This is a genomic window from Psychrobacter sp. GW64-MNA-CIBAN-0177 (assembly GCF_040309585.1).
In the GTDB taxonomy this organism is placed as follows: domain Bacteria; phylum Pseudomonadota; class Gammaproteobacteria; order Pseudomonadales; family Moraxellaceae; genus Psychrobacter; species Psychrobacter okhotskensis.
This window is the reverse complement of sequence record NZ_JBEOOY010000007.1, coordinates 44,708-70,107: the sequence shown is the minus strand read 5'-3', so window position 1 is coordinate 70,107 and position 25,400 is coordinate 44,708. Positions and strand designations below refer to the sequence as shown.

At 43.0% G+C, this 25,400-nt stretch carries 24 protein-coding genes and 1 pseudogene; 7 read left to right on the top strand and 18 right to left on the bottom strand.

Annotated features, from left to right (window positions below):
* Positions 1 to 27: 27 nt before the first annotated feature.
* On the bottom strand, positions 28 to 1,554 hold the full coding sequence (locus tag AAEY79_RS06590) for a DUF3360 family protein (protein WP_173240041.1): 1,527 nt from the start codon (positions 1,552 to 1,554) through the stop codon (positions 28 to 30).
* A gap of 553 nt (positions 1,555 to 2,107) precedes the next feature.
* Between AAEY79_RS06590 and AAEY79_RS06585 the strand changes: the two genes are divergently transcribed.
* Positions 2,108 to 2,665, top strand: coding sequence for a DUF4442 domain-containing protein (locus AAEY79_RS06585; protein WP_101211236.1), 558 nt, complete (start codon positions 2,108 to 2,110; stop codon positions 2,663 to 2,665).
* 278 nt (positions 2,666 to 2,943) lie between these two features.
* Here AAEY79_RS06585 and rplS read toward each other — a convergent pair whose 3' ends face one another.
* The 4 genes from rplS to rpsP form a co-directional block, all read right to left on the bottom strand.
* Positions 2,944 to 3,372 carry a 50S ribosomal protein L19 gene (rplS, locus tag AAEY79_RS06580; RefSeq protein ID WP_025651498.1) on the bottom strand — a complete coding sequence of 143 codons (429 nt, stop codon included), beginning with the start codon at positions 3,370 to 3,372 and terminating at the stop codon, positions 2,944 to 2,946.
* 199 nt (positions 3,373 to 3,571) lie between these two features.
* Complete coding sequence (gene trmD, locus AAEY79_RS06575) at positions 3,572 to 4,342, bottom strand: tRNA (guanosine(37)-N1)-methyltransferase TrmD (RefSeq protein WP_173240354.1); 771 nt, start codon at positions 4,340 to 4,342, stop codon at positions 3,572 to 3,574.
* Positions 4,343 to 4,489: 147 nt separating this feature from the next.
* The gene (gene rimM / locus AAEY79_RS06570; RefSeq protein WP_025651496.1) at positions 4,490 to 5,023 is read right to left on the bottom strand and encodes a ribosome maturation factor RimM; all 534 of its coding nucleotides are present in this window, start codon (positions 5,021 to 5,023) and stop codon (positions 4,490 to 4,492) included.
* Positions 5,024 to 5,196: 173 nt separating this feature from the next.
* Positions 5,197 to 5,466 carry a 30S ribosomal protein S16 gene (gene rpsP, locus AAEY79_RS06565; RefSeq protein WP_025651495.1) on the bottom strand — a complete coding sequence of 90 codons (270 nt, stop codon included), beginning with the start codon at positions 5,464 to 5,466 and terminating at the stop codon, positions 5,197 to 5,199.
* 486 nt (positions 5,467 to 5,952) lie between these two features.
* On the opposite strand from rpsP, the gene AAEY79_RS06560 reads away from it, so the two are divergent.
* The gene (locus AAEY79_RS06560; protein WP_051395165.1) at positions 5,953 to 7,470 is read left to right on the top strand and encodes an ATP-binding protein; all 1,518 of its coding nucleotides are present in this window, start codon (positions 5,953 to 5,955) and stop codon (positions 7,468 to 7,470) included.
* Between the two features lie 45 nt (positions 7,471 to 7,515).
* On the opposite strand, the gene AAEY79_RS06555 is transcribed toward AAEY79_RS06560, so the two are convergent.
* From AAEY79_RS06555 to AAEY79_RS06495, 13 genes and pseudogenes are all read right to left on the bottom strand, one after another.
* Positions 7,516 to 7,695, bottom strand: a complete 180-nt coding sequence (locus AAEY79_RS06555) for a hypothetical protein (protein ID WP_025651493.1) — start codon at positions 7,693 to 7,695, stop codon at positions 7,516 to 7,518.
* Between the two features lie 160 nt (positions 7,696 to 7,855).
* Positions 7,856 to 9,544 (bottom strand): annotated as a pseudogene (locus AAEY79_RS06550) (ATP-binding protein).
* Positions 9,545 to 9,861: 317 nt separating this feature from the next.
* A complete protein-coding gene (locus AAEY79_RS06545) occupies positions 9,862 to 10,578 on the bottom strand; it encodes a response regulator (protein WP_352287732.1) in 717 nt (238 codons plus the stop codon).
* A gap of 776 nt (positions 10,579 to 11,354) precedes the next feature.
* Entirely contained in the window at positions 11,355 to 11,771 is a 417-nt protein-coding gene (locus AAEY79_RS06540; RefSeq protein WP_021812807.1) for a F0F1 ATP synthase subunit epsilon, read from the bottom strand.
* A gap of 93 nt (positions 11,772 to 11,864) precedes the next feature.
* Positions 11,865 to 13,298 carry a F0F1 ATP synthase subunit beta gene (atpD, locus tag AAEY79_RS06535; protein WP_352287729.1) on the bottom strand — a complete coding sequence of 478 codons (1,434 nt, stop codon included), beginning with the start codon at positions 13,296 to 13,298 and terminating at the stop codon, positions 11,865 to 11,867.
* A 38-nt stretch (positions 13,299 to 13,336) separates the two neighbouring features.
* Positions 13,337 to 14,218 (bottom strand): F0F1 ATP synthase subunit gamma, encoded by an 882-nt coding sequence (atpG, locus tag AAEY79_RS06530; protein WP_101205955.1) that lies wholly within the window; start codon positions 14,216 to 14,218, stop codon positions 13,337 to 13,339.
* A 216-nt stretch (positions 14,219 to 14,434) separates the two neighbouring features.
* Positions 14,435 to 15,979 (bottom strand): F0F1 ATP synthase subunit alpha, encoded by a 1,545-nt coding sequence (gene atpA / locus AAEY79_RS06525; protein ID WP_057762002.1) that lies wholly within the window; start codon positions 15,977 to 15,979, stop codon positions 14,435 to 14,437.
* A gap of 93 nt (positions 15,980 to 16,072) precedes the next feature.
* A complete protein-coding gene (locus AAEY79_RS06520) occupies positions 16,073 to 16,696 on the bottom strand; it encodes a F0F1 ATP synthase subunit delta (protein ID WP_057762004.1) in 624 nt (207 codons plus the stop codon).
* Positions 16,697 to 16,709: 13 nt separating this feature from the next.
* The gene (locus AAEY79_RS06515) at positions 16,710 to 17,180 is read right to left on the bottom strand and encodes a F0F1 ATP synthase subunit B (protein WP_101205956.1); all 471 of its coding nucleotides are present in this window, start codon (positions 17,178 to 17,180) and stop codon (positions 16,710 to 16,712) included.
* Positions 17,181 to 17,297: 117 nt separating this feature from the next.
* Positions 17,298 to 17,546: a F0F1 ATP synthase subunit C gene (atpE, locus tag AAEY79_RS06510; protein ID WP_010197960.1), complete on the bottom strand. Its 249-nt coding sequence runs from the start codon at positions 17,544 to 17,546 to the stop codon at positions 17,298 to 17,300.
* A gap of 33 nt (positions 17,547 to 17,579) precedes the next feature.
* The gene (gene atpB, locus AAEY79_RS06505) at positions 17,580 to 18,446 is read right to left on the bottom strand and encodes a F0F1 ATP synthase subunit A (protein WP_352287725.1); all 867 of its coding nucleotides are present in this window, start codon (positions 18,444 to 18,446) and stop codon (positions 17,580 to 17,582) included.
* 676 nt (positions 18,447 to 19,122) lie between these two features.
* Positions 19,123 to 19,521 carry an ATP synthase subunit I gene (locus AAEY79_RS06500; RefSeq protein ID WP_352287722.1) on the bottom strand — a complete coding sequence of 133 codons (399 nt, stop codon included), beginning with the start codon at positions 19,519 to 19,521 and terminating at the stop codon, positions 19,123 to 19,125.
* Between the two features lie 291 nt (positions 19,522 to 19,812).
* The gene (locus tag AAEY79_RS06495; protein WP_352287720.1) at positions 19,813 to 20,697 is read right to left on the bottom strand and encodes a metal ABC transporter solute-binding protein, Zn/Mn family; all 885 of its coding nucleotides are present in this window, start codon (positions 20,695 to 20,697) and stop codon (positions 19,813 to 19,815) included.
* Between the two features lie 118 nt (positions 20,698 to 20,815).
* Between AAEY79_RS06495 and AAEY79_RS06490 the strand changes: the two genes are divergently transcribed.
* From AAEY79_RS06490 to dksA, 5 genes are all read left to right on the top strand, one after another.
* Positions 20,816 to 21,352 (top strand): Fur family transcriptional regulator, encoded by a 537-nt coding sequence (locus AAEY79_RS06490; protein WP_025651442.1) that lies wholly within the window; start codon positions 20,816 to 20,818, stop codon positions 21,350 to 21,352.
* A 107-nt stretch (positions 21,353 to 21,459) separates the two neighbouring features.
* The gene (locus AAEY79_RS06485) at positions 21,460 to 22,257 is read left to right on the top strand and encodes a metal ABC transporter ATP-binding protein (RefSeq protein ID WP_025651443.1); all 798 of its coding nucleotides are present in this window, start codon (positions 21,460 to 21,462) and stop codon (positions 22,255 to 22,257) included.
* Positions 22,258 to 22,333: 76 nt separating this feature from the next.
* A complete protein-coding gene (locus tag AAEY79_RS06480; protein ID WP_025651444.1) occupies positions 22,334 to 23,152 on the top strand; it encodes a metal ABC transporter permease in 819 nt (272 codons plus the stop codon).
* 276 nt (positions 23,153 to 23,428) lie between these two features.
* Entirely contained in the window at positions 23,429 to 24,277 is an 849-nt protein-coding gene (locus AAEY79_RS06475) for a metallophosphoesterase (RefSeq protein ID WP_201566425.1), read from the top strand.
* A gap of 466 nt (positions 24,278 to 24,743) precedes the next feature.
* Positions 24,744 to 25,184, top strand: a complete 441-nt coding sequence (gene dksA / locus AAEY79_RS06470) for an RNA polymerase-binding protein DksA (protein ID WP_173240364.1) — start codon at positions 24,744 to 24,746, stop codon at positions 25,182 to 25,184.
* Positions 25,185 to 25,400: the final 216 nt, after the last annotated feature.

Below are 25,400 nucleotides of genomic sequence, written 5' to 3'. Positions count from 1 at the left end.
ATGCTACTTGTATTTTATAAAGCGCTGCTAGTGGCGAAAATTAGACATTAGCGCTGGAATACCCGGTAACATACCGACAATAGCCATCACGCCAGTCAATATCACAAAAGTAATCACAGGAATAATCCAACGGCTCATCTTTGATAAATTCGCACTACGTTCTTTAGAACCAATTAACCCTAGATTATCAAGCACAAGGGTAATCGACCAACCAAACGCAGGATTCACCAGTGCCGATGCAAAGACGACAATCGCAGCAGACTGCGTGGTTTTTCCTTCGCGTGTCATCTCCATACCTGCCTCAAGTAACGGAATAAAAACGCCGACAATCAGTGCCACACACATCACGGGCTCCCAAATAGCCAAGTCCATTGGATAGCCCCAGATACCTGCGATAACACAGAACAACCCTGTCAATACGGCACCTGCAGGAATAGGACGCTTAGCAATCGCTGCTGGCACAATATATGTACCCCATGATGAGGCAAAGTTTGCACCGCCCAATACTGAGCCTGCCACCTGACGAATAGAGGCACTGGTCATCGTATCATCGATATCCATTAACACACGCTCAGTGCGTTTTGGATAGCTGATTTTTTGGAACACCTGATGCCCTAAAAAATCTGGCGACCACATCGCCACTGCTAATACTGCAAACGGTAGCACCACGATAAAGCTTTCAACGGTTGGCAGACCAAGCATCCAACCTGTATCTTCACCCCACCAATACATTGGGCTCATATTTGGTAAGCCTGGCCCTGTTTCAAAAGCAAAGGGTGCGCCCATGGCAAAGGCTACTCCACCACCTAACAAGCAGCTAAGTGGCACTGCCAGCCAACGCTTTTGGAAGTTCTCTAACACCGCATACAGTATAATGGTCAATAAAATCACTACGAAGGCAATATGCGCCATGCCGATGCCTTCTGCCCAAGCAAAGAGGTTTTTGACTTGTGAGGTAGTACCAATAAAGCCTAGATAAAGCAATAAACCACCGCACACACCTTTACTGGTCAAGTTTGCCAGTAGACTCCCCCCTTTGCTAATCGCCAGTAATAAGCCAAAAGCACCGATGAGCAGACCAAAAGCCATCGGATGCCCACCAGCGGCAACCACGATAGGGATGAGCGGAATCAGTGGACCATGCGTACCAGCAAGGTTGGCGGTCGGTAGCAGAAATCCTGAGAATAAAATAACGAAGAACGAGACAATCAATAGCTCATAACGGACGTTTTCTAGGACAAAAGCATCGCTTAACCCAAGTGGCCCTGCAAAAGTGGCGGCAATAGCGCCCACCATAACCACTTTACCAATGGTCGCTGCCATCGCCGGAATGGTATCTTCATACTCAAAACGATAATCACGGAACGGCAAGTTCATGCGCCAGCGTTTTGGCTGCATAATCTGTAGTTCATGATTGAGATAATCATCACGGCTATCAAAGCTTGAGCTTGGCTTATGCAAATCAACATAGCTGCCTGATAGGTCGTTGTGGTTATCGGACGAATTTGGCGGTTGCGCATCGGACCCTGAAACGGGAATCTGGAGGTCACTCATCACACTTCCTTATGTCGACTGATGGGTTTATGCCCTACCGATTTATTTGGCTAGTGCCTGATAAATCCAATCGGTCAAAGCAAATTTGCGGGTATTGTAAGTCATCGACCGCCATAATGCGAGTTTTTATGGTTTAAAAGAGACCATTTGTATCATTATTAATGGCATATAATGATCAACATAACCATGTGATGAAGAGATAAAATAAAGAAGTATGATATTGTGTAACGAACGTACTAATAGAAAATAATCGAGTACTTATGATATATTTTAAGATGAAAAATTGGCTTTAAAAACTCTGTCACTTATCTACTGCACTATAATTAAGAATTTGCTGGGTAAAACTGGTTTTTATATAGCAGAAAATTCGTCTATCAGTTACGCTTTAACGCTGGTGGCTGTTGGCGTTTTTTATTATGATAAATATCTTTTGCATGGCTATGAATCAATAGCAAACCTACCATCGTCAGGTGCTTGTGCGCTTTTGATAAAATAATTCATAAACTAAAAATAGCCCAGCAGACAAGATTGAAAAAGGCAACAGGACATATCTATGAGTTTATTACCAAAAAATCTTGAGACCCTAAAACGTAAGGCTAAAAAAAATATCATGCCGCTACTGGCACCGCATTTACTTAAACTGCGCATCAATACTTACGCGCCTTATGTTGGCGCGGGTATCAAAATTGAGCATATCAATCTCGATCAAGGGTTGTGCGTGGTAAGCATGGGGCTCAATGCTCTGAATAAGAATATCGTCGGTACCCAGTTCGGCGGCAGCTTATATTCGATGGTAGATCCCTTTTATATGCTCATGCTAATGCACCAGTTGGGCAGTAGTTATGTGGTGTGGGACAAAAGCTCACATATCGACTTTGTCGCGCCAGGTAACAGTAAAGTAATTACTCGGATGAAAATTCCTAGTACCGAACTCATCACTATTCAAGAACTGGCCAAAGACGGTGACGCTGTATTTCGTGAATATCAGGCGGATATCTTTGACGATCAGCAGAAGTTGATCGCTACTGTCACCAAGACTATTTATATACGCTTGCGCAAACACAGCAAATCAAAGAATCAAAGCAGCCGTATGGATGTGCTCGATACTTAGTCAGTTGTTAATTATTAGTTGCTTATTAGCTGAAGTGGTTGCTTAGAAGAATAGTTGACCGTTAAGCGGCTACTGATCATTTTTGTGAACCTTACATACATTTTTGAACCCTACATACAAAAACCCCAATCTAGCATGCGCATAGATTGGGGTTTTGTCTTTTTTGGTATGGCCCGCTTATTTATATGATAAACCTATGAATAAGGGCTTGTATCTACTATTACCTTACTTTAATCAACTGTAAATTATACAGCCAACTAAAGACGGCAAGCTTTTGCTTAAATACCCGGTGCAGTTTCAACTGCATCAGGAACGCGAGCGTCAGTTTTTGCTTTGACAACTTTAGGTGCACGCGGAGCAAGTTTTTCGCGGATACGGGCTGATTTACCAGAGCGCTCACGTAAGTAGTACAGTTTTGCACGGCGAACCGCACCACGGCGTTTCACTTCAATGCTGTCAATAATTGGTGAATGCAATTGGAATGCACGCTCAACACCAACACCGCTTGAGATTTTACGTACGGTAAACGCTGAGTTTAGACCGCGGTTACGCTTAGCAATTACAATGCCTTCAAAAGCCTGTAGACGCTCACGCTCACCTTCACGTACTTTAACTTGAACCACAACGGTATCGCCGGGTGCAAAGCTTGGGCGCTCAATCAATTGAGCATTTTCGATGACCTGAACCAATGGATGCTTGTTGCTCATGAGAGTTATCTCCTCACATTAGATAATAGAGGCTTAACGCATATCACCTGTTTGTAATAATTAATCATAGCTATTATCAACATCTTGTATTAATAACAACTACAACGTAAATGGATTATAACCAACGGCCATTATGCTATGACTCGTTTTATTATTGCTCAAAATTTTATTGCTTAACTGTTTATGTTTTTGACCGTTATTAACGTGGCTTTTTATCTGCTTTTGCCAATGCTTTTAGCCATTTCGCTTGCTCTACTGTTGGGGTGAACGCTTGCCATAAGTCGGGACGACGCGCTTGCGTGCGACTGACTTGCTGACTAAAGCGCCACTTAGCGATATTGGCATGATGTCCTGAAAGTAATACTTCAGGAACCGCCATACCCGCAAACTCATGCGGCTTGGTATAGTGTGGACAATCAAGCAAGCCATCGACGAACGAGTCTTGCTCAGCTGATTGATCATCACCCATAATATCAGGCAGACGACGTATCACACTATCCATCATCACCATGGCTGGCAGCTCACCACCAGTCAATACGTAATCACCCAACGACACTTCCAAGTCGACATACTGCACCAGTAAGCGCTCGTCAATACCTTCGTAACGACCACATAATATAATCATGCCATCATACTCAGTCATACTGACCACACTACTTTCGCTAAGCGTCTGTCCTTGTGGCGACATATAAATCACCGGACAATGCTCACTGTCGACACGGCAGCCATGTTGACCCGCTCGCAAGCGCGCATCCTCGATAGCTATTGATAATGGCTCAGCCATCATCACCATCCCAGGACCGCCACCATACGGGCGTTCATCAATACGGCGGTAGTTATCAGTGGTATAATCACGCGGGTTGATACATTCAATCGTCACTTGCTCCTGTGTGACTGCCCGACCCGTGATACCAAACTCACGAATCGTAGCAAACATCTCAGGAAAAATACTAATGACGGCAAAATACATCTGATGTCTACTTGCACAATGGCTAATAAAAGCTAAATGAATCGGTGTAACTATTAACGATGCTCAGCGATAAAGCCGAAACTTATATCAGCAAAGCTTGTCTTAATAAGACCTTATTAACCATTACTGATTAATTATTGCTTATTATTAATAATCACTTGGCCATGCCACAAGCACCGTTTTCGCAGTCATATCGACCTGCATCACGGTTTGCTTATGCCATGGAATCAGGCGTTCTTCTTTATCTAAACTGTCTGAATTAGGCGCCACGCGCATGATGTCATGGGCACCGGTTTCAAACATTTCAGCGATATTGCCTAGATACTCATCTTGCTCGTTCATCACGCGCAAGCTGACCAAATCCGACCAATAATATTCATCTTCCGCTGTTTCTGGCAAGACGTCTTGCTCGACCCAAAGGGTTACCCCATTCATAGTCTCCGCAACATTGCGATCAGGAACCTGCTCAAATTGAGCCACGATTCCTGTGCCTTGTTCACGCCAAGCTTTCACAGTCAGAGGTTTCATGCCAGTAGCGGTTTTCATCCACCACGGCTGCATGGCGAATATGGCCGTACGATCATCCGTATCGCTAAATACCCAAAGCCAACCTTTGATGCCATAAGGCTTCTTAAGCTGACCGATTTTCATAAGAGCACTAGCGTTTGGAATAGATGACATAACGGCTAACCTAACAATGATTAAAACATTTCAATCAAAAGCGATAAACGCAATCAAAAGCGATAAACAGTTAATCGCGCACCCTGGTCAGACCAGTTACGCTATATCTTCTAAAGTCTACTGAGCTATGCACATAATCACACTATCAGCATTTCAGTAACAGCAAGAAAAACTTAAGCAGTTGCTTCAGTTTGAGCTGTAGACTTGTTGTAAGCTTTTGCTAATGAAGCAACGCGATCAGAAGGTTGTGCACCTTTGGCGATCCACGCATTGTACGCTTCCATGTTCAGACGTACTGCTTCTTCAGACTCTTTAGCGAGTGGGTTAAAAAAGCCGATGTTTTCAATGTAGCGACCGTCACGCGCGCGGCGTTGATCAGCAACAACTACTTGATAAAATGGGCGTTTCTTGGCACCGCCCCGTGCTAAACGAATAACAACCATGTGAATTCTCTCTTTCGCAGGTATACCAAAAAGGGCATAATTATAGCACAGTCTTATTTTATTGAAAACATAAACTATGCTTATTTAATTATTTATTAACAATAGCTTAAATATGCTTGTATGTAAATTGAAATTAATAATTGCCCATGATTATAAAGTCTTAATACCCTGCTTCTGACCGTATCAAATCGCTAAAATATTAAAACTAAAATATTAAAACTAGCTTTTATAGATCGTACTTAGTGAGGTTGTGATTTTGGACGACTTAGCCAAATCAAAGTGTTCAAATTGTGCATAGTAAATCCATGTAACTTGATTACTTGATTGTGCTGCTCTATTTCTACTCATAACAGCCCAATAAAAACAGTATACAATAGACCGTAACGCCAGCAATGTGCTTGCTTACTTGATAATCTAAACGAGCTACAGTTTTTGTGACGTGGCACTATTTTATCACCCTATTATTTATCTATACCTTGGATGCATATGACCACCCCAAACCCTAAAATACCTCGTAAAGGTTGGTTGCCACGCTCTTATTCCAACAGTTGGCTGACTACCTTAATGGTGGCTTTTATTGTCATTATCAGTGTCGGCTTATCGATTGTGTTCTTTTGGCGCAGTCTTTATTTGCCAGAGCTCAAAAATCATGCGCGCTATCTGACCAGCGAGCTACGTTTGATGAATAGCGTCAATAAAGACTGGCAGGATAGCCCCGAGGTGCGGCAATGGATATATCAGCATTCGCACGTGGTGGTGGTTGATAACCCCAGTGACTTCCCGCAAGTAGCAGATAAAGCCTTTGCGGGTGTTTTTACCGATGTATTACAACGCGAAATAGGGGCACAGTTAGGTCGACCAGTGGAAGTGTATTTCAAGTTCAAACCAACCCCGCAGCTGTGGGTACAAGACAGTCGTGACACCAGTTTTTGGATTCGCGAACCCGTGGTTTATTATTCGCAATATAGTCCAGGATTGTTAGTACTATTCCTCATTGGATTACCTATATTATCGCTGCTAACCATTATTTTGTTAGCACGGCAATTAAACCGTCCTTTAAGGTATTTACAGCGTGCGGCCACCAACTATATTCGACTGGGTCACGCAACATCCTTACCAACGCAAAAAGGGCCTACAGAGATACGTCAGGTAAATATGGCATTCAACCGCTTATTTACCACGCTCAATCAAGCGCAAAAAGAACGTACCATCATGCTTGCTGGTATCTCACATGACCTGCGTACACCGTTGACTCGTATGCGCTTGACCGCTGAAATGCTACCGGACGATTTTTTTCGTGAAGGGTTGATTTATGACATTGAGGATATGGATGCCATTTTGGAGCAGTTTATCTCATTTATGAAAGACGGCTCGGATGAGCCAGTGCGCTTGACCAATTTGGACACGATATTTAATGAAATTATGGTGCAATTCGCGCCCATGGAATTTATTTATCAATCGGATTGTCACAAGGTTGTGCCAGTGCGTCCATTATCCATTAAGCGCTTGGTCATTAATCTGGTCAACAATGCCAATCGTTATGGCAAGCCGCCTATTTATTTATCAGCAACGGTCGTGCCGACTTTCATAGAAACAGCTGACGTAGAAGACAGCGACGTGGTGTCTGAAAATGAAGTTAATAAGCAAGCCCAAGAGCAGCTGATGATATGTGTACGGGACTGCGGTGATGGAGTAGAAGAAGATCAATTAGAGCGCATCATGCAGCCCTTTGAACGTGGTGAAACAGCGCGAACCACGCAAGGTAGTGGTCTAGGTCTGGCTATTGTTGATCGTATCGCCCACTTGCATCATGGTACGGTTGAGGCCATCAATCATCCTGATGGCGGCCTACAAGTCTGTGTGCGTATTCCCCTGTTATCCAAAGTGGCAGGAGAGCAAACACTGACAGAAAATATAGAAGCAGCTCATTCAGACAAAGCAAAAATGGCAGATCATATACCTAATAAAGAAGCTGAAAAAAGACGATGGCAAAATCGTCTTTAAAGTCGCTGTAACTATTTAACTGTCTCATTATTTAAGCAATGACAATTATTCACGCGCACCGATAACGGGGGGAATGTACGCAGCGCTATTAGTAAACGCTAATGGCTGAGTAATGTCATCCTGCGCGGCTTTTAGCGTTTGAGTCATGGTTGGCTGCTGCAAGAATAAATAATAACCCAGCGTCAACGCATTCAGTACTACCAAACCGCCAAATAAATATGGCATCCTCTGCCCTCCTCTAGTTTCCAACTTATAAGACTGAATATTAAAAATTGGCTGTTCAAACCAATGTTTCTCAACTTAATCCGTTATATATTGAGCGCTTAATCTGTTTTGTACTGGCGAAAGTATTTTTCATGCTGCGGACATGAAATAGCATTTTGCCTTATTCAGTGCCAAAATCACGATCGCTCTTTTCTTGGGTCAACTGGTCAGCGGCAAGCACTTGAGTCAATGGTTTCATAGGCCATGTCATTACGAACCTTGCACCGCCTAATTCACGACTCTCATCTACCTTCATACTACCATTAAACCAAAAGGCAATACGCGATACAATAGACAAGCCTAGGCCATAGCCACCTGACGCGCGTGTACGGCTGTCATCTAAGCGTGAGAATGGAATGAATACTTTTTCGCGATCTGCTTCAGGAATACCATGTCCATCATCTTCGACACTGACGAAGGCATTGCCTTTTTTGACACCTGCACTAATGATAATGGTTGTTTCTGCATAGCGTAACGCATTACCTGCAAGGTTCTGAATCACACGGTGTAAGTAGCGTCTATCCGCAACTGCTGTGACTTTTGCATTTGGTAAACTGGTTACTATTTTGATAGATTTACCTAGCGCATTGGTTTCGCGCTCGATCTGCTCTAACAGCTCTCTTAAGTTTACTGGTTCTAAATCTAACTTTGGTGACCCTTCCTCAAGCTTAGCATAGGTCAAGATCTCATCAATCAAACCATTAAGCGATTCAATATCTTCATCAATATAGTCACGCTGCATAAAACGTGAGTCTTCGTCATCCGTATCAGCAAGCATATCTACGGCAAATCAAATACGAGCCACTGGAGTACGAAGCTCATGTGAAACCGCTCGGGTAAGCTCTCGCTGTGATTCAATCAAACGCTTAATATGCGAGGTCATGGCATTAAAAGTCGCTGACAAACGTGCTATTTCATCTTGACCAATAACCTGTACTTGAATATCAAGGTTGCCTTTACTCACCTCATTAACACCAACTTGAATCAGCTGTAGCTTGCGCTCAAGTGGAAAAATGAGCGCATAAACACCCAAACTGATTAAAAACATACTAATCAGGATCATACTAATAATCAAATTAAGTGGAAACCAGTTAAATAAGGGTACAGGCCCTATCAAGACTGCCATATCATTGATTTCAGACGGAACCACTATCTTGATGGCTGAGCTACTGGTACTACTATTAGGGTCTTGTAATGAGATGACCACTTCATCGCGGCGTAGGCGTGACATTTGATCTGAATCTAAATCGAGCGTGTTAACAGGCACAAATGCCAGAGGAAAAGAAAATTTCTCCTCAAGTTCGGCCAAGCGTGCACGTTTATCAGACAAGGTGACTTCATAAGACAAATCATCCAATAAAAAGACAGCAATTGCTCTGACTTGCTGCTCCGTAACCTCCGATATCCGTGCTGTTAGGACATTCTCATTATCCGGCAAGCGATAATAAACATCTGCATATACAGGCTGGTTGAAATAACGTACAACGGTATTATCATTTTTAAAACGGCGTAACTCACTGGCGCTAAAATCTACTTCGTCAATAGGCAAGACTTTAAAAGTAGTACCAAACAAACTACTCGCATCTGATAACCAATATTCACGCTCTTCTTCGCTATTTTGGTGAGAGATTCCTTCACTCACCAAATGAAACGCGCCCATTGCCATATTTTCACGATAAGACTGCACACGCTCCTTATTAATGGTATCCATCAATAACTGCGCAAACAGTGCCACACATAAGCAGACTATAAGTAGCCCAGCATAGATACGAACAAAAATACTGTGTTTTAAAGAAGAGACTAATGACATACGTGCCGTGACCAACTTAATAAATAGAGATTGCTAATATCATCAAACATATAGATAGTGCTATGTGTTTGATGATATCGAGCATGATCGAATAGAGATAGACTTTTAATTACCGCATTTTAGTTCATATGCAGCAATCATCCAAAGACTTATATGTATGACATATATTTAGTCAGCGTCTATAATAATGAGTTAATTAAACCACATAACACTGCATTTAAGTTTAAAAATTAGAATTTAGCCACAAAAAAACCAGCATCGTTGCTGGTTTTTTCGAATAGTGATTAATAATTAATCAACCTATAGAAGCAACAATATTAGTTGCCTTCTTTTACGAATAGATAGCCTTTACTACGTACGGTCTTAATACGCTTTGGATTTTCTGGATCATCACCGATTTTTGGACGAATACGTGAGATACGTACGTCAATTGAACGATCTTGACCATCATACTCAATACCGCGTAGACGCTCAAAGATATCTTCGCGAGATAGAATACGACCTGCATTAGAAGCAAGCAACCATAGTAAATCATATTCAGCACTGGTGAAATCGACGAACTCATCACCTAGATTAACTGAACGACCACCGTTATCAATGACTAACTCACCAAACTCTAGACGTTGTGGCACATCTTCTGATGGTGCATTTTCTGAGCGGCGCAGTAGCGCACGAATACGGGCAAGCAATACACGTGGCTGAGCAGGCTTAGCGACATAGTCATCAGCGCCCATTTCAAGACCCAAAACCTGATCCATATCTTCTGTGCGCGCGGTCAGCATCAAAATAGGATTTTGATAGTGTGGACGTACTTCACGACATACCGTCAAGCCATCGCTACCAGGAAGCATGACATCAAGTACGACCAAATCTGGTTGTTCATTGACAATACGGCGAATGGCGCGATTACCATCGGTTTCAATTGCCACTTCTAAACCATTTTTAACCAAGTAATCTTGGGTCAACATGGCTAAGCGCTCGTCATCCTCAACAATCAAGATTCGGGGGGTGTTGTCTTCTTCATTCGTTGTCATTGTTATATCCTCTAATACATCTTATTTAAAAGCGGTGAAAATAAGAGCGGTAAATTAATAGCATCGTAACTCAATCAATTTGTAATCCAATACAGGCAGTGACCGTAACACGGTTACAAACTTGGTAGCACAGTATACTATTAAACACACAGCTTCCTATACTATAGCTTATAGTTAGTAACAAAACCTATAAACTACGTCATTTAAAACGTTAGTTTGCGTCCAAAAATTATACCTTTTACTAACTTTAAAAGGCATAGGATAAATTTATTTAATCATTCTACTGGTCTTATATCGAACCAACGCTTTAAAAGCTCAAACATTAAATGTTATTGAATGACGCCAAATAACTGCTGGACTTTTAAAATAAAAAATGTGGTTGCTACTCTCTAATATAACCATATATCAGCGTTGCCGCTAGTCACTTTTCCATCATTTTATGAAAATCAGTTTAGTTTTCGATTTAGTTTTTGATAAATATTGCATAACTTAGGAGATTTTCAAATATAGTCAAAATATCCTAAAAACGTGACGGTATTGCTGATATCAATTTTTTGTAGCCTCTGTCTGCGCAGGCACAGCAAGCAAGAAAAACTGATATCAGCAGTGCGTACTGTATTGATATTACTTTTCACTCACTATAGTAAATGTCTGAGCTATGGCAAATATTAAACGCTAACTACTAGAAAGCTAACTATTAGAAGAACAAGCATAAAAAAACAGCCCCTCATGGACTGTTTTTATGTTTATAACAAAAACTAAAGCGTAACAATGTGCTAGGCGCGGTTTTTATATTTACGAATAGTCTGCAGCTGGGCGACTGATTCAGCCAATGACGCTAATGCCGCATTGGTTTGTACAGTATCAGATTGATTGACCAGCATTTGCTCAGCTTTTTTGCGTGCTTCAACGATTTTGCTTTCGTCAAGGTTATGTGCACGCATAGCAGTATCAGCCAACACGGTAACCATCTTCGGTTGTACTTCTAACACGCCGCCTGAGACATAAATCACTTCTTCTTCACCGTTTGGTGTTTGCACTCGCATCGCACCCGGTTTTAGCAAAGTAATAAGCGGTGTGTGACCTGGCAATACACCAATTTCGCCTTCGGTACCCGTAGCTATTAACATGCTAATTTCGCCTGAATACAACTCTTCACGAGCACTTACGACGCGACACTGTAACGTTGCCATACTTAACTCCTTACAATCAAAACTGCGATGCGTTACCTACTGGCAAATAGACTTATTATAGCCTACCTGCCGTTTAGCGATTGCTAACACAACTTACGCTGCAGTAGATTTCATTTTCTCTGCTTTGGCGACTACTTCTTCGATGCTACCAGCCATGTAGAACGCTTGCTCTGGTAGGTCATCGTATTCACCAGCGATGATTGCTTTAAAGCTAGCAATGGTATCGCGTAGTGGTACGTATTTACCAGGTGCACCAGTGAAGACTTCGGCTACGTGGAATGGCTGAGACAAGAAGCGCTGAATCTTACGAGCACGATAAACAACCAGTTTATCTTCTTCTGATAACTCATCCATACCCAAGATAGCGATGATGTCTTTAAGCTCTTTATAACGCTGTAGAACTTCCTGAACACCACGAGCAACATTATAATGATCTTCGCCGATTACTTGTGGATCTAGCTGACGTGATGTTGAATCCAATGGATCAACCGCAGGATAGATACCTTGTGATGCGATATCACGGCTTAGTACAACTGTTGCATCCAAGTGAGCAAACGTTGTAGCAGGTGATGGATCGGTCAAATCATCCGCAGGTACGTATACCGCCTGAACTGAAGTGATAGAGCCTGACTGGGTTGACGTAATACGTTCTTGTAGTAAACCCATCTCTTCAGCTAGTGTTGGCTGATAACCAACCGCTGATGGCATACGACCAAGTAGTGCTGATACTTCTGTACCCGCTAGTGTATAACGGTAGATGTTATCAACAAACAATAGGACGTCACGACCTTTGCCAGTAACAGGATCTTTGGTATCACGGAAGTACTCAGCCATGGTCAAACCAGACAGTGCAACACGTAAACGGTTACCCGGTGGCTCATTCATCTGGCCATACACCATTGCTACTTTAGACTTACTGAAGTCTTCAGTGTTTACAACGCCAGCTTCCTGCATTTCGTGATAGAAATCGTTACCTTCACGAGTACGCTCACCAACACCAGCAAATACTGACAAACCTTCATGTTTTAGAGCGATGTTGTTAATCAGCTCCATCATGTTAACGGTTTTACCAACACCAGCACCGCCAAACAGACCAACTTTACCACCTTTAGCAAACGGGCAAAGTAGATCGATAACTTTAATACCAGTCTCTAGTAGCTCAGTACTGTTCGACTGATCCGCGTAGCTTGGCGCTTCACGGTGGATAGACCATTTTTCGTCAGCAACAACAGGACCTTCTTCATCGATAGGACGACCAAGAACATCCATGATGCGACCTAGCGTACCAGTACCTACAGGCACAGAGATAGGTGCGCCAGTATTAGTAACAGGTAGGTTACGCTTTAAACCTTCGGTTGAACCCATTGCAATAGTACGTACAATACCGTCACCCAGCTGTTGCTGTACTTCTAGGGTAGTTTCGGTACCGTCTACTTGCAAGGCATCAAAAATTTGAGGAACTTCATTACGGTTGAACTCAACGTCAAGAACCGCGCCAATAATCTGTACAATACGACCGCTACTCATTGCGTTCTCCTTGAACTTCTATATATAGGTGTAGTCAATTATGAAACAGCAGCAGCACCGCCAACGATTTCCGAGATTTCTCGGGTAATCGCCGCTTGACGCAGCTTGTTATAAACCAACTGTAAATCGTTAATAAGGTCACCAGCATTATCTGTTGCCGCTTTCATCGCAACCATACGTGAAGACTGCTCAGAGGCAATGTTTTCCATTACCGCTTGATAAACAATCGACTCAATATAGCGACCAAGCAATTCATCAATTAACGTCTTGATGTCAGGCTCGTAGATATAATCCCAGCTAAGTTCTGTCTGTAGACCACTGTCTTCATCATCAAATGACTGCTCTGGTAGAGGAACCAACTGATTAACCGTTGGTTTCTGAGTCATTGCATTGACGAATCGGTTATAGACTACATAAATACGGTCAATATTGCCGTTATTATAGTCTTCAAGCATCGCTTGAACCGGTGCATTCAATTGTTCAAACGTTGGTTTATCGCCATAATCGGTCACAGCCGACGTAACTTTACCACCAAAGTTTTTGAAGAAACTCACACCTTTGGCACCGATGACTGCAAACTCAGCCTGTACAGACTGATCTTGATAATCTTGGATACTTTTAGTTAGGGCTTTGAATAAGTTAATATTCAAACCACCCGCTAGGCCACGGTCAGAGGTAATGACAATATAGCCAACCTTATTGACTGGACGCGATACCATATACGGATGTTTATAGTCTGATGAGGCATGCACCAAATGTGAAATAACCCGGCGCATACTATCAGCATACGGGCGACCCACGTCCATGCGCTCTTGCGCACGGCGCATTTTACTTGCCGCTACCATTTGCATAGCACGAGTAATTTTCTGGGTGCTTTTAATACTGGTGACTTTGGCACGTATCTCTTTTAAGCTTGCCATAATGATTCCAATATAAGAGGGTTAAAAAGCATTGGCGCATGCGACAATCGTTTGATATACAACATCAGTCCTACAGAATAACATTTTATATCTTGTGGCATTACGCGATCTAATACCGATAATGGTTAAAACAGTGGCGCAAATATCTAGTCAGACAACGCGCCACTTTATCAGCTCTAAGCTACAGTTATAACCAATTCGGCTTAACCCGTTAAATTAATAACTGTGATTTTGTTTAAAGGTCTCTAGAGATGACTTTAAACGACCTGCGATATCATCATTGTAGTTCGCAGTGTCATCAATCTCACGCATCAATTCACTTTGCTCATCATGCATATAACGTAGGTACGCTTCTTCGAAAGAACCAATCTTTTCGACAGGTACGTCAGCTAAGAAGCCTTCGTTTGAAGCATAGATAACGGCTGCTTGCTCAGAGATTGACATCGGCTGATACTGCTTCTGCTTCATCAATTCAGTCACACGCTCACCATGATCAAGCTGTTCGCGAGTTGCGTCATCAAGATCTGATGCGAACTGAGCAAATGCTGCTAGTTCACGATATTGAGCTAGAGCGGTACGAATACCACCAGATAGCTTTTTGATGATCTTAGTCTGAGCGGCACCACCAACACGAGATACCGAGATACCGGCGTTTACTGCTGGACGGATACCTGAGGCGAATAAACTAGACTCTAGGAAGATCTGACCATCAGTGATCGAAATCACGTTGGTTGGTACGAATGCAGATACGTCACCAGCTTGTGTTTCAATGATTGGTAGTGCGGTTAAAGAACCAGTTTTACCTTTCACTTCACCGTTAGTGAACTTTTCTACATAATCAGCATTTACACGTGATGCACGCTCAAGTAGGCGTGAGTGTAAATAGAATACGTCACCAGGATAAGCTTCACGACCTGGCGGACGACGTAATAGTAGTGAAATCTGACGATAAGCAACTGCTTGCTTTGATAAGTCATCAAATACAATCAGTGCATCTTCGCCGCGGTCACGGAAGTATTCGCCCATCGTACAACCTGAGTACGGTGCGATATACTGAAGTGCTGCAGGCTCTGATGCTGAAGCAACCACAACAGTGGTATATTCTAGTGCACCAGTTTGCTCAAGCTTACGTACTACGTTAGCGATAGTCGAACGTTTCTGTCCGATAGCCACGTATACACATTTAATGCCTGACGCTTTCTGTGCGATGATCGCATCGATAGCCATCGCTGTTTTACCAGTCTGACGGTCACCAATGATAAGCTCACGCTGACCACGACCGATTGGAATCATGGTATCAACGGCTTTATAACCAGTCATTACTGGTTGATCTACTGATTGACGGTCGATAACGCCTGGAGCGATCTTTTCGACTTTATCAGTCATTTTGGCATCGATAGGACCTTTGCCATCAATAGGATTACCCAAAGCATCAACAACACGGCCTAACAGCTCAGGACCTACTGGTACTTCAAGAATACGACCAGTACAATAGGCTTTTTGACCTTCTTGCAGCTTTAGGTAATCACCAAGTACTACCGCGCCAACAGAATCACGCTCTAAGTTTAGAGCCATTCCGTAGATTTCGCCTTCAAACTCAATCATTTCGCCGTACATGGCATCTTCAAGACCATGAATCTGCACGATACCGTCAGATACTTTGACAATCGTGCCTTCATTCTTTGCAGTTGCACCCGCATCAAGGTCTTGAATACGCTGCTTAATCAGGTTACTGATTTCCGCTGGATTCAATTGTTGCATTGCCTTGTTTCCTTTAATTTATGATAACCCGCCCACTGACTTAATTGCTCTTATAATCATACAGTCAATATTTGACTGTATTGATGATTGGCATTAGGCAGTTAGCTGTGTTTTTAACTGTTGTAACTTGCCGCGCATCGAATCATCAATGACTTTGTCACCGACTTTGATTGTAGCGCCTGCCAATAGACTTGGATCAACTGATTCGTGAATCACTACACTAGCATTTAGCGAGGCAGCAAGACGCGTTTGTAGCGTTTGACGCTGTTCATCAGTCAATGGGTAGGCAGAGGTCACATATGCGTCAAGCTGCTTTAAGCTTATTGCCTTGTGACGGCGATAATGCTCATAAACTTCAGGAAGCAGCGCCAGACGCTCTTGTTCTGATAACTGTTTAACGAAGTTACTAAGTGCTACTGATACTTTTGGATAGCTTACGTTACTGTCAAGGCTAGTCCCTTGAGCTTCGCTTAATAACTGCTTAAAAGCAGAATCATTAGCGCTAGCTACTTGCGTATCATAAAGATCGACCAAAGCAGCTGACTTATGCTCAGCAGAAACAGCTGGATTGTCTAGCCAAGTACTGAACGACTTGTCATTGACAACAGTGCTAGCAACAAGTAAGAAGTTTTCCCACTCGTTGACTGCGCCGTTTTCGTTGGCATAGTCAAACGCGGCTTTAGCGTACGGTCGTGCTAAGGTTGATAAGTCAGCCATTATATCCTCACAATTACAGCTTCGCCGCCAGTTGGTCTAACATACTGGCATGTTTTTGCACATCGACTTTGTCTTGCAAAATCTTCTCTGCACCAAGTACAGCCAGTTCAGCAACTTGGGCACGTAATGATTCACGCGCTTGATTGATTTCTTGATCGATAGATGCTTGCGCTTGTTGACGAATGCGCTCGCCTTCCGCTTGGGCTTGCGATTTTGCATCTTCGACGAGCTGATTGGCACTCTTGTTCGCTTGCTCGATTAGAGCGGCAGCCTTGGTCTTTGCAAGATCAAGTTCCTGCTGGACATTTTGCTCCGCGGTCGCCAAATCTGCTTTTGCTTTTTCTGCGGCATTCAGACCTTCAGCAATTTTACGCTGACGCTCATTGATGGCACCGATAAGTGGTGGCCACACGAATTTCATGCAAAAAATCACAAATATTGCAAAAGCAATGGCTTGACCGACGAGGGTAAAATTGATATTCACGTGATCACCTCTTTGTTAATGAAAAATCAGTTTCATTGATCATGTTTGGTAGTCAAATCTTGACTATATTTGATAGAAAGTCTCCGAATACCAAACATTTACAACTGAGCTTTCGGATTAACCTGCTAGAGGGTTAGCGAACAACAATAGCATAGCAATACCAACACCGATCATCGGAATAGCATCAAGAAGACCTGCTACGATGAACATACGAGTTTGCAATTGTGAGCCAAGCTCTGGTTGACGCGCAACGCCTTCTAAGAATTTTCCACCTAGAATAGCAAAACCAATACCTGTGCCAAGTGCGCCAAGACCGATAAGTAGTGCTACTGCGATAACTGTGTAACCACCTAATACTGGATCCATTGATGTATCCTCATTTACCTATTGAATGTCTAATTAATGTTCAGTTGATGATGCAAGCGACATGTAAACTATCGTCAGCATCATGAATACGAACGCTTGAAGTGTAATAACTAAGATGTGGAAGATAGCCCACGGTACCGATAACGCCCATTGAATCCAAAACGGCATTAGAGCAATCAGTATGAAAATCAATTCCCCAGCATACATGTTGCCGAATAGACGCAAACCAAGTGATACAGGTTTGGCTATTAGAGTAACTGCTTCTAGGATGAAGTTGATGGGAATCAAAATCGCTTGTACGATTGGGTTTTTGGCGCCAAACGGATGCAGTGTTAACTCACCGATAAAGCCGCCCAAACCTTTTTCTTTAATGCTATAAAAGATAATCAGTGCAAAGACAGAGAACGACATGCCAAGCGTGATGTTAGGATCAGTCGTTGGAACAATCTTAAAGAAAACATGATGTGGATCATGGCCCATAGCGGCACCGATTTGCCCAGCAATACCTGGAATAAAATCAACAGGTATTAAATCCATCAAGTTCATCAAAAAGATCCAGACAAAAATGGTCAACGCCAATGGCGCAATCAGTTTTGATGTACCACTGTATGAATCACGAACGTTGTTATCAACAAACTCAACGATCATCTCAACTGCTGCCTGAGTTTTTCCTGGCACGCCTGAAGTGACTTTTTTGGCAACCATCCAAAAGACGGCGCAAAATAAGATACCTAGACCAATCGACCATAGCATAGAATCAAGATGGATAGCGTTAAAGCCCATTGCCCCTGCTTCTTCAGCAGTATGAGCAACTTTCCAACCTTCGCCCGGCAGATAGCCGTACGTCCAATTCGTTAAGTGGTGAGAGATATATTCTGATGATGCTTGCTCGGATGCCATAATGTAAGCTTCTTATTAATCAACGATTTAATCAACTACCAAAAAATATGGTTGTCATCTGATGAGGCGTTTGCGTTATCACCAATCTGCGATTAAGCAAATCCAGAAAAACACTTACAGCCCTCATGTAACCAATAACATCCAACCCATAGCTCTATTACTAATATGCAGTATTTGATAGCGTGAGATAAATTTTAGCTATCAAAAAAGGGCTTATGATAACTCAGTAATAGCCCTTGCATTTTTATACGCAAAATTATTATATATGTGCTTGCCCACTGACCGTTTTTTACGATCGGCGCTTAATGTAGCGCTTATAAGCAAAATATTTAGCCGCCTATATTAATGCAGCGTTGTATTCGTGTAAAGTCAATTGTGATTTTTTTATCCACTGTATGAATAAGTTAGCCACCAGTTTTACTTGCTAATATAGCCACTAACCATAATCAGATATCAGTAATCTAATTATCAGCGATACAGATAGTTGAATACCCCCTACCCTCTCACTGCATACTACGTCTAACATTGAGACTCATAGTGCGGTCTTTATAATCACTGGTGCTATCCTAAGACAGCGTTGTGTTCGACTTTTCGAACTAGTCATAGAGAAGCTGGACGGCAGGGTGACTTGCCAGTACTATTAATAAACCATCTGTTTAGCGATCATTTATTAGCGCTAGCGTATATGCCACAACATCCAACTGTGACTAATTTGCATTACCATAAAACCGATAAACAGCGCTGGCGCAGATAGGGGTTGTACGGTAATAAAAATTAGTGCAAAACCAAACACGGTCAATAACCATTTTGACATTTGACCCCGATATAGCTGGCTAACGATGTGTTGGCGCGCGCGATATCCGGTATACCAAAAGATAAATCCAGCAAAGACCGCTTGGGTGGCAAAACTGAGTAGCGCACCGATCGCGGTACTTTTTGCTACTATCAGCCCACTGTCGAGCCAGGTCACATCTACTACCCAACCAATAATAATCAGGATAAATAAAATCCATGCTTGGCGTTTCAGGTAGATGCCAATCTCATCTTTTTGCGTGCGTTTGGCAGGCTTGGTCATCAGCAGCTATCCTATAGTATTGGGATAATGTCGCATATTTGCCACGATTTTATCCGTGACCAGTTTATCCATGACCACTTTATGCATGAAAAGTCACTATACAGACGTTGCCTTTTAACCAAAATAAAACGCCACTTATTATAGGGAGCGCACGCGCGATTAGCAAGTAAAATATGCGTCTTATCAAGCATTTGATTGTTTAGCGCTAACGCTCCCTCTAAAAACTTAGTAAAGCCTAGCTATGGCATGTCCTCAATTCAACTAACAACAGTCTAAGTGGGCTAAAAATAGCTATGCGATACATTGACGGATTTGCTGCGCCATCGTCTGCCAGCCGCTAACAAAGTCTTGACTGTTACTCATGTCTTCAGCTTGCACGGTACTCTTTACCGGTTGTAGCTTAGCGAGCAACCCTTTAGCTGGTGCACTTGGACTAACCAAACACATTTGTTTGGCAGGACGCTGCTCATTTAGCCAGCGCAACTGACTGGCTTTTGGCGCTAAATGGTGATCGGTGCTAAGACTGCCGATGAGCTGTAGCTTTAAGCTGTCCTCCATATACTGATAAGCATCGTGATATGCCCAATAAGGCAATATTTTTGACGCTGTGCTCTGCTTTGTGGCAAGCACTTCTTTATCCAGTCGCTGGGCAAATTTTTGCGCATTGGCATGATAGAGCTTTTTATACTCAGGATTGGCATGGCTATGAATCACCGCCAGCGCACGGGTGATGGCTTTGGCATTTTGAGGATCGAGCCAAATATGTGGATCTAGCGTGCCAGCGATAGGCTTGCCTTTGATATCGCGCAGTGGATGACGGTTAAAGGCGTCAAACTTGAATAAGGCAATGGCATTGGGCGCGCTATTGAGACTGGCGGCCAGATTGTTCTCTAGTGGCTCGCCAAACCATACCACAAACTTGCTGTCTTGAATGGCTTTTATGTCGCCCGGACTAATACTGCCGTGATGCCCCACCTCCCTTGCTTGCAATAATTGCTTGGCAGGCGGCGCACCATCAGTCACAGCTTGACTCAACAAGAATAATGGATAATTACTCACACTAACGGTGGCTGCTTGAGCGCTTAACGTCAAGCAGCTTAACGCGACTATCCCAGTAATGAGAAATCGTTGTAGTATAATGAATGAGCGTAAAAAATAGCTGAAAAATACATTCATAGTAGGGTCTTTATTATTAAGTGAAGGCGACTTGCCTGTTTTGTATTTCATTATGTTATACTATAACAATGAAAAACGCCATCATAAAAAGGCGTCATATTTTTTAGGAGTTTGTCCTATGTCCACTACTTCATCGACATGCGAACATTTGCATGATGTGCAACACTTCACCGCGCATGATGTAACCGAGCGCTTGACGGCGGCAAAAGAACAATGCCGCATAAGTGGTGTACGCTTTACGCTACTGCGCCAGCAGATATATCAGTTAGTATTGGCTGCCAATAAGCCGGTTGGTGCTTACGACTTGATCACGCAATTGCAGCAAATGCGCTTGTCAGAACCGGATACACAAGATTCGGCTCTCACCAATCAGACGCCAAAAAACGTCGCACCGCCGACGGTTTATCGTAGTTTGGAGTTTTTGTTGAGCGAAGGTTTGATACATCAACTGACCTCCATCAATGCTTATGTGCCCTGCTGTCACCCACGCGCCCAGCATACTGCCGCATTTTTAATCTGCGATCAGTGCCAGCGGGTTCAAGAATGTAGCAGCTTACCAGTACAAGAAATGATGAGCTTTGCGGAGCAAGATGTGGGCTTTATCGTCGCTCGTAGCGTCATTGAGCTCAGTGGTCGTTGCCAAGCATGCCAGTAAAGCTTGCTGTATTTTTTTATTAAGTACTGATCTAGGTACTTATTATTCAGTATTTAGCATTAAGTATTCAGCCATTTATCATTTACCAATATATTAGTCACTAGCCTATGAGCCTACCCACTTCATCATCAGAGCAATCGTCTGCCTCTATTAGTCTGGATAATAAGACCAGCCAAACTAACCAGCTGCTGAGCTTAAGCGATATCAGCTATGACATTGGTTCGCAACGCTTGTTATCACATATTAATATCGATATTGCCGTTAACGAGACAGTCAGTCTTATTGGGCCAAATGGCGCTGGTAAATCGACGTTGGTTAAGCTTATTTTAGGGTTGATTGAGCCAACTAAAGGGCAAATGACGCCCCATCATCAGTTACAGCTTGGCTATGTGCCGCAGCGCTTTGCGGTACCGCCGATATTGCCATTACGAGTCTGCGACTTATTGGCGCAGGCCGATAAGAAACGCTTAACGGCTGAGCAACGCCAGTTTATCTTTGATAATTTATCATTGACGCACTTGCTATCACGGCAGATGTTGCACCTGTCAGGTGGTGAAACGCAGCGAGTTCTATTGGCCCGTGCCTTGCTAGATAAGCCCAATTTATTGATTCTAGATGAGCCGATGCAAGGACTTGATCCTGATACCGAAGTTTGGCTTTATCAGTTCATTGATGAGCTGCCAGATTTCTTACGCTGTGCCATGCTAGTAGTGTCACACGATTTGCATTGGGTAATGAAAGGCAGCCGACGGGTAATTTGTCTAAATAAGCATATTTGCTGCGAGGGACAACCAAGCGAACTTGCCATTAGTAGTGAGTTTCAAAAGCTGTTTGGTCATCATTATGAGCAGCCTTATGTCCACCAGCCGCACGCCTGTGAACATCACGCGCCAAGCGAGTTGTAATCATCGAAACCAACCGACCAAAGCAAAAAGCTGCTTTACGATCTTTATTTTATAAACCGTTTATTGGATACACATTATGAGTGCTTGGTTAGCCATTATTGCGCCTGCTTGGATTGCTGGCAGTATCTTAGCACTGCTATCAGCGCCCCTCGGTTGTTTGGTATTGTGGCGACGCATGGCATTTTTTGCCGATGCCTTGGCGCATGGTACTTTGCTAGGCGTGGCCTTGGCCGTGTGGTGGCAGTTGCCCATGGGCATTGGTATTGCTTTGGTGAGCGTGATAGTGGTACTAGGACTCGTGCTCATAGATGATGAGCGTTTGCCCGTCGATTCCGTACTGGCGGTGGTTGCGGTGTCGCTGCTGTGCTTGGGGCTGTTAGCGCTGACCCAACTGACCGATCAGCAAGCCAACGTGCTGGGGTTTTTGTTTGGTAATTTGCTCGAGCTTGATTGGGCAGACTTACCCTTAATAGGCGGTAGTGTACTGGTAGGATTAGGTTTACTCGCCTATATTTGGCCTGCACAAATTAAGCTTGCTACTCACGAAGCGTTAGCACGGATTCAAGGCGTCAACCCAACACGCCAGCGGCTATTTTTTATGGGTTTATTGGCAGGGTTTTGTGCCATTGCCCTGCAAGCGGTGGGTAGCTTATTAATCAGTGGCTTGCTGGTACTACCGGCTTTAACGGCACGTTTATGGTCAGCATCGCCAAAGCAAATGGTGGTTATCGCGCTGCTTATCGCTCAGCTTGGCGTGACGCTAGGTGTTTGGGGCAGTATTTGGCTAGATATTCAAACTGGTCTGTCTATCGTACTGATATTGGCTATTTTATTCTTTGTAGCGCTGATTTTATCAAAGGTGCTAACGGCAAAATTTTGGACGATGCGCCAGTAGAGAGGCTCTTTAAAACTTTGTAGTAGAGACTTCTATAGTCTTTAGCGAATCATTATCCCTTTATCCAACTTTATTTCATCAATATGCTAGAGCTTTCATTCGCTTTATGATATAAACTTTCCCTGATGCTATTAGCGCGATAGTTAGTAGAATGCTGTTATTAATGATAAATAGACGCTATAAACATACTAAAGTGTGTCATCAATAACAGTGACCGATTTATCCATACTCGTTTTAACAGCAGTACTTGTTTTGATTCGATAAGGGACTGACCCAATGCTAAGCTATCCTGCCAATAACATCAGTACGCCAGATCAACAGCTAAATGTGTTACAAATCACGGATTTGCACCTGTCAACACCCACCTCTGCGCTGGCGGATGAAGACATCGACAATAGTTCCGATATATTTGTTTGTCAGCACAGTTTTGAAAAAATCATCGAACAAGCATTGAGTGAAGATATCCGCTGTGACTTGATCGTGGTGACTGGCGACTTGGTCAATCAAGTACAGCCCACTATTTACGATCATATTTTTGAGGTATTGCAAGCGACCAACATCCCTTTTGCCTGTATTGCGGGCAATCATGATGTCACTGATGAGATCGGTAGCGATTTACCGTTTTTTCAGCGCGAACTCGTCGCCCAGCCGACCGATGCGCGTTTGCTCAGCCGACACGTTATTGAGACGGAGCACTGGCAATTACTATTACTGGATTCTTCTATTTCTGGCAAGGTGGCAGGAGAAGTGACCGCGACCGATATCGACTGGTTGTGTAGGCAGCTGCAAGGATGTAATAAGCCTGCGCTCATCGCCCTGCACCATCACGTTATCCCAGTAGAGTCTGACTGGATCGATATCCATATGGCAAAGAATACCGAGGCTTTTTGGCAGCATATGGCTCCGTTTGACCAATTAAAAGTAATCATTAGCGGTCATACCCATCAAGCGCAAGTACGCCATCGTCAAGGGGTCAGCGTTTATAGCACGCCGTCGACTTGCTATCAATTTAAGCCTTATAGAGACGATTTTGCTTACGATGAAAACGCGCGCCCCGGTTATCGTTGGTTGCAATTAGCCAACAATGGAGAGGTTGCAAGCTGGGTTAAAAGGTTGGATACTTGATGCCCAGTTTTATCGGCGTCAAAAACACCATGATTGCCCTTGTCCATATGTTTGATTTAATACAAAAAATTTCGTCCATATGGTTGGCAAAATCAAACTTTGCTTTATGATAAGTGAATAACGATACTGATAAAACCAAACCGCGTTAGAACGGTAACGCGATTAATCATCAGCAAAATTATAATAGCTAGGATGGCTACATTGACCACAAGCTAAGTTTTCACAGTCAGTCATTTGTCGCATTATTTAGACCCAGCCATTTAAATAAAAATATGCATAACAATATACCTGACCATTGATATAAACATATCAATATAACCGTACGATGAGTTCAGCTGTGTTACTTGTGTTACCAAGTGGTAAAACGTTTTATAAAGGGACAACTTATAGCGTTTGTTAAACTTATAACGTCTTGTCTTTTGATATGTCGTTTTATTGAATTAATTTGAAAAAGTAGGATACCCATATGAGCACCGTGACCACGAATCCGAGTGATGTTAAGTTTACTCCTTATGTGCCTGCCAAAGACGAAGAGTATATGTCTGATGCGCAGTTAGAGCATTTTAAGGCTATTTTGTTGGATTGGAAGCAGCAACTGATTGGCGAAGCAGATCGCACCAAGACTTATATCCAAGATGAGTCTAGCGCCATGCCAGATATCAACGACCGCGCGACTCAAGAAGAAGAGTTTGCCTTGACGTTACGTACGCGTGACCGTGAGCGTAAACTCATTCGCAAAATCGATAAGTCTATGGCAGAAATTGAAAACGATGACTATGGTTTTTGTGAAACTTGCGGGGTAGAGATTGGCTTGCGCCGTCTTGAGGCTCGCCCAACGGCAACCCAATGTATCGACTGCAAGACGTTATCAGAGATCAAAGAGCGTCAAAACCAAGGTCATACCTAAACACGCCCTTATGTCAGTGCAGATAAATGCGTGCTGACAGGCTCTATAATAACGAGCGACCATTTATTGGTCGCTCGTTGCGTTTTATAAATTCCGTTCTATAGATAGCTTTTTTAGTTTACTGACAAAATAAGCCCATTTAATAAATATCTTTTTACTCTGTTCTTCTTTATTCTATAGTCAAAATATCCTAAAGACGCGACGCTATTGCTGATA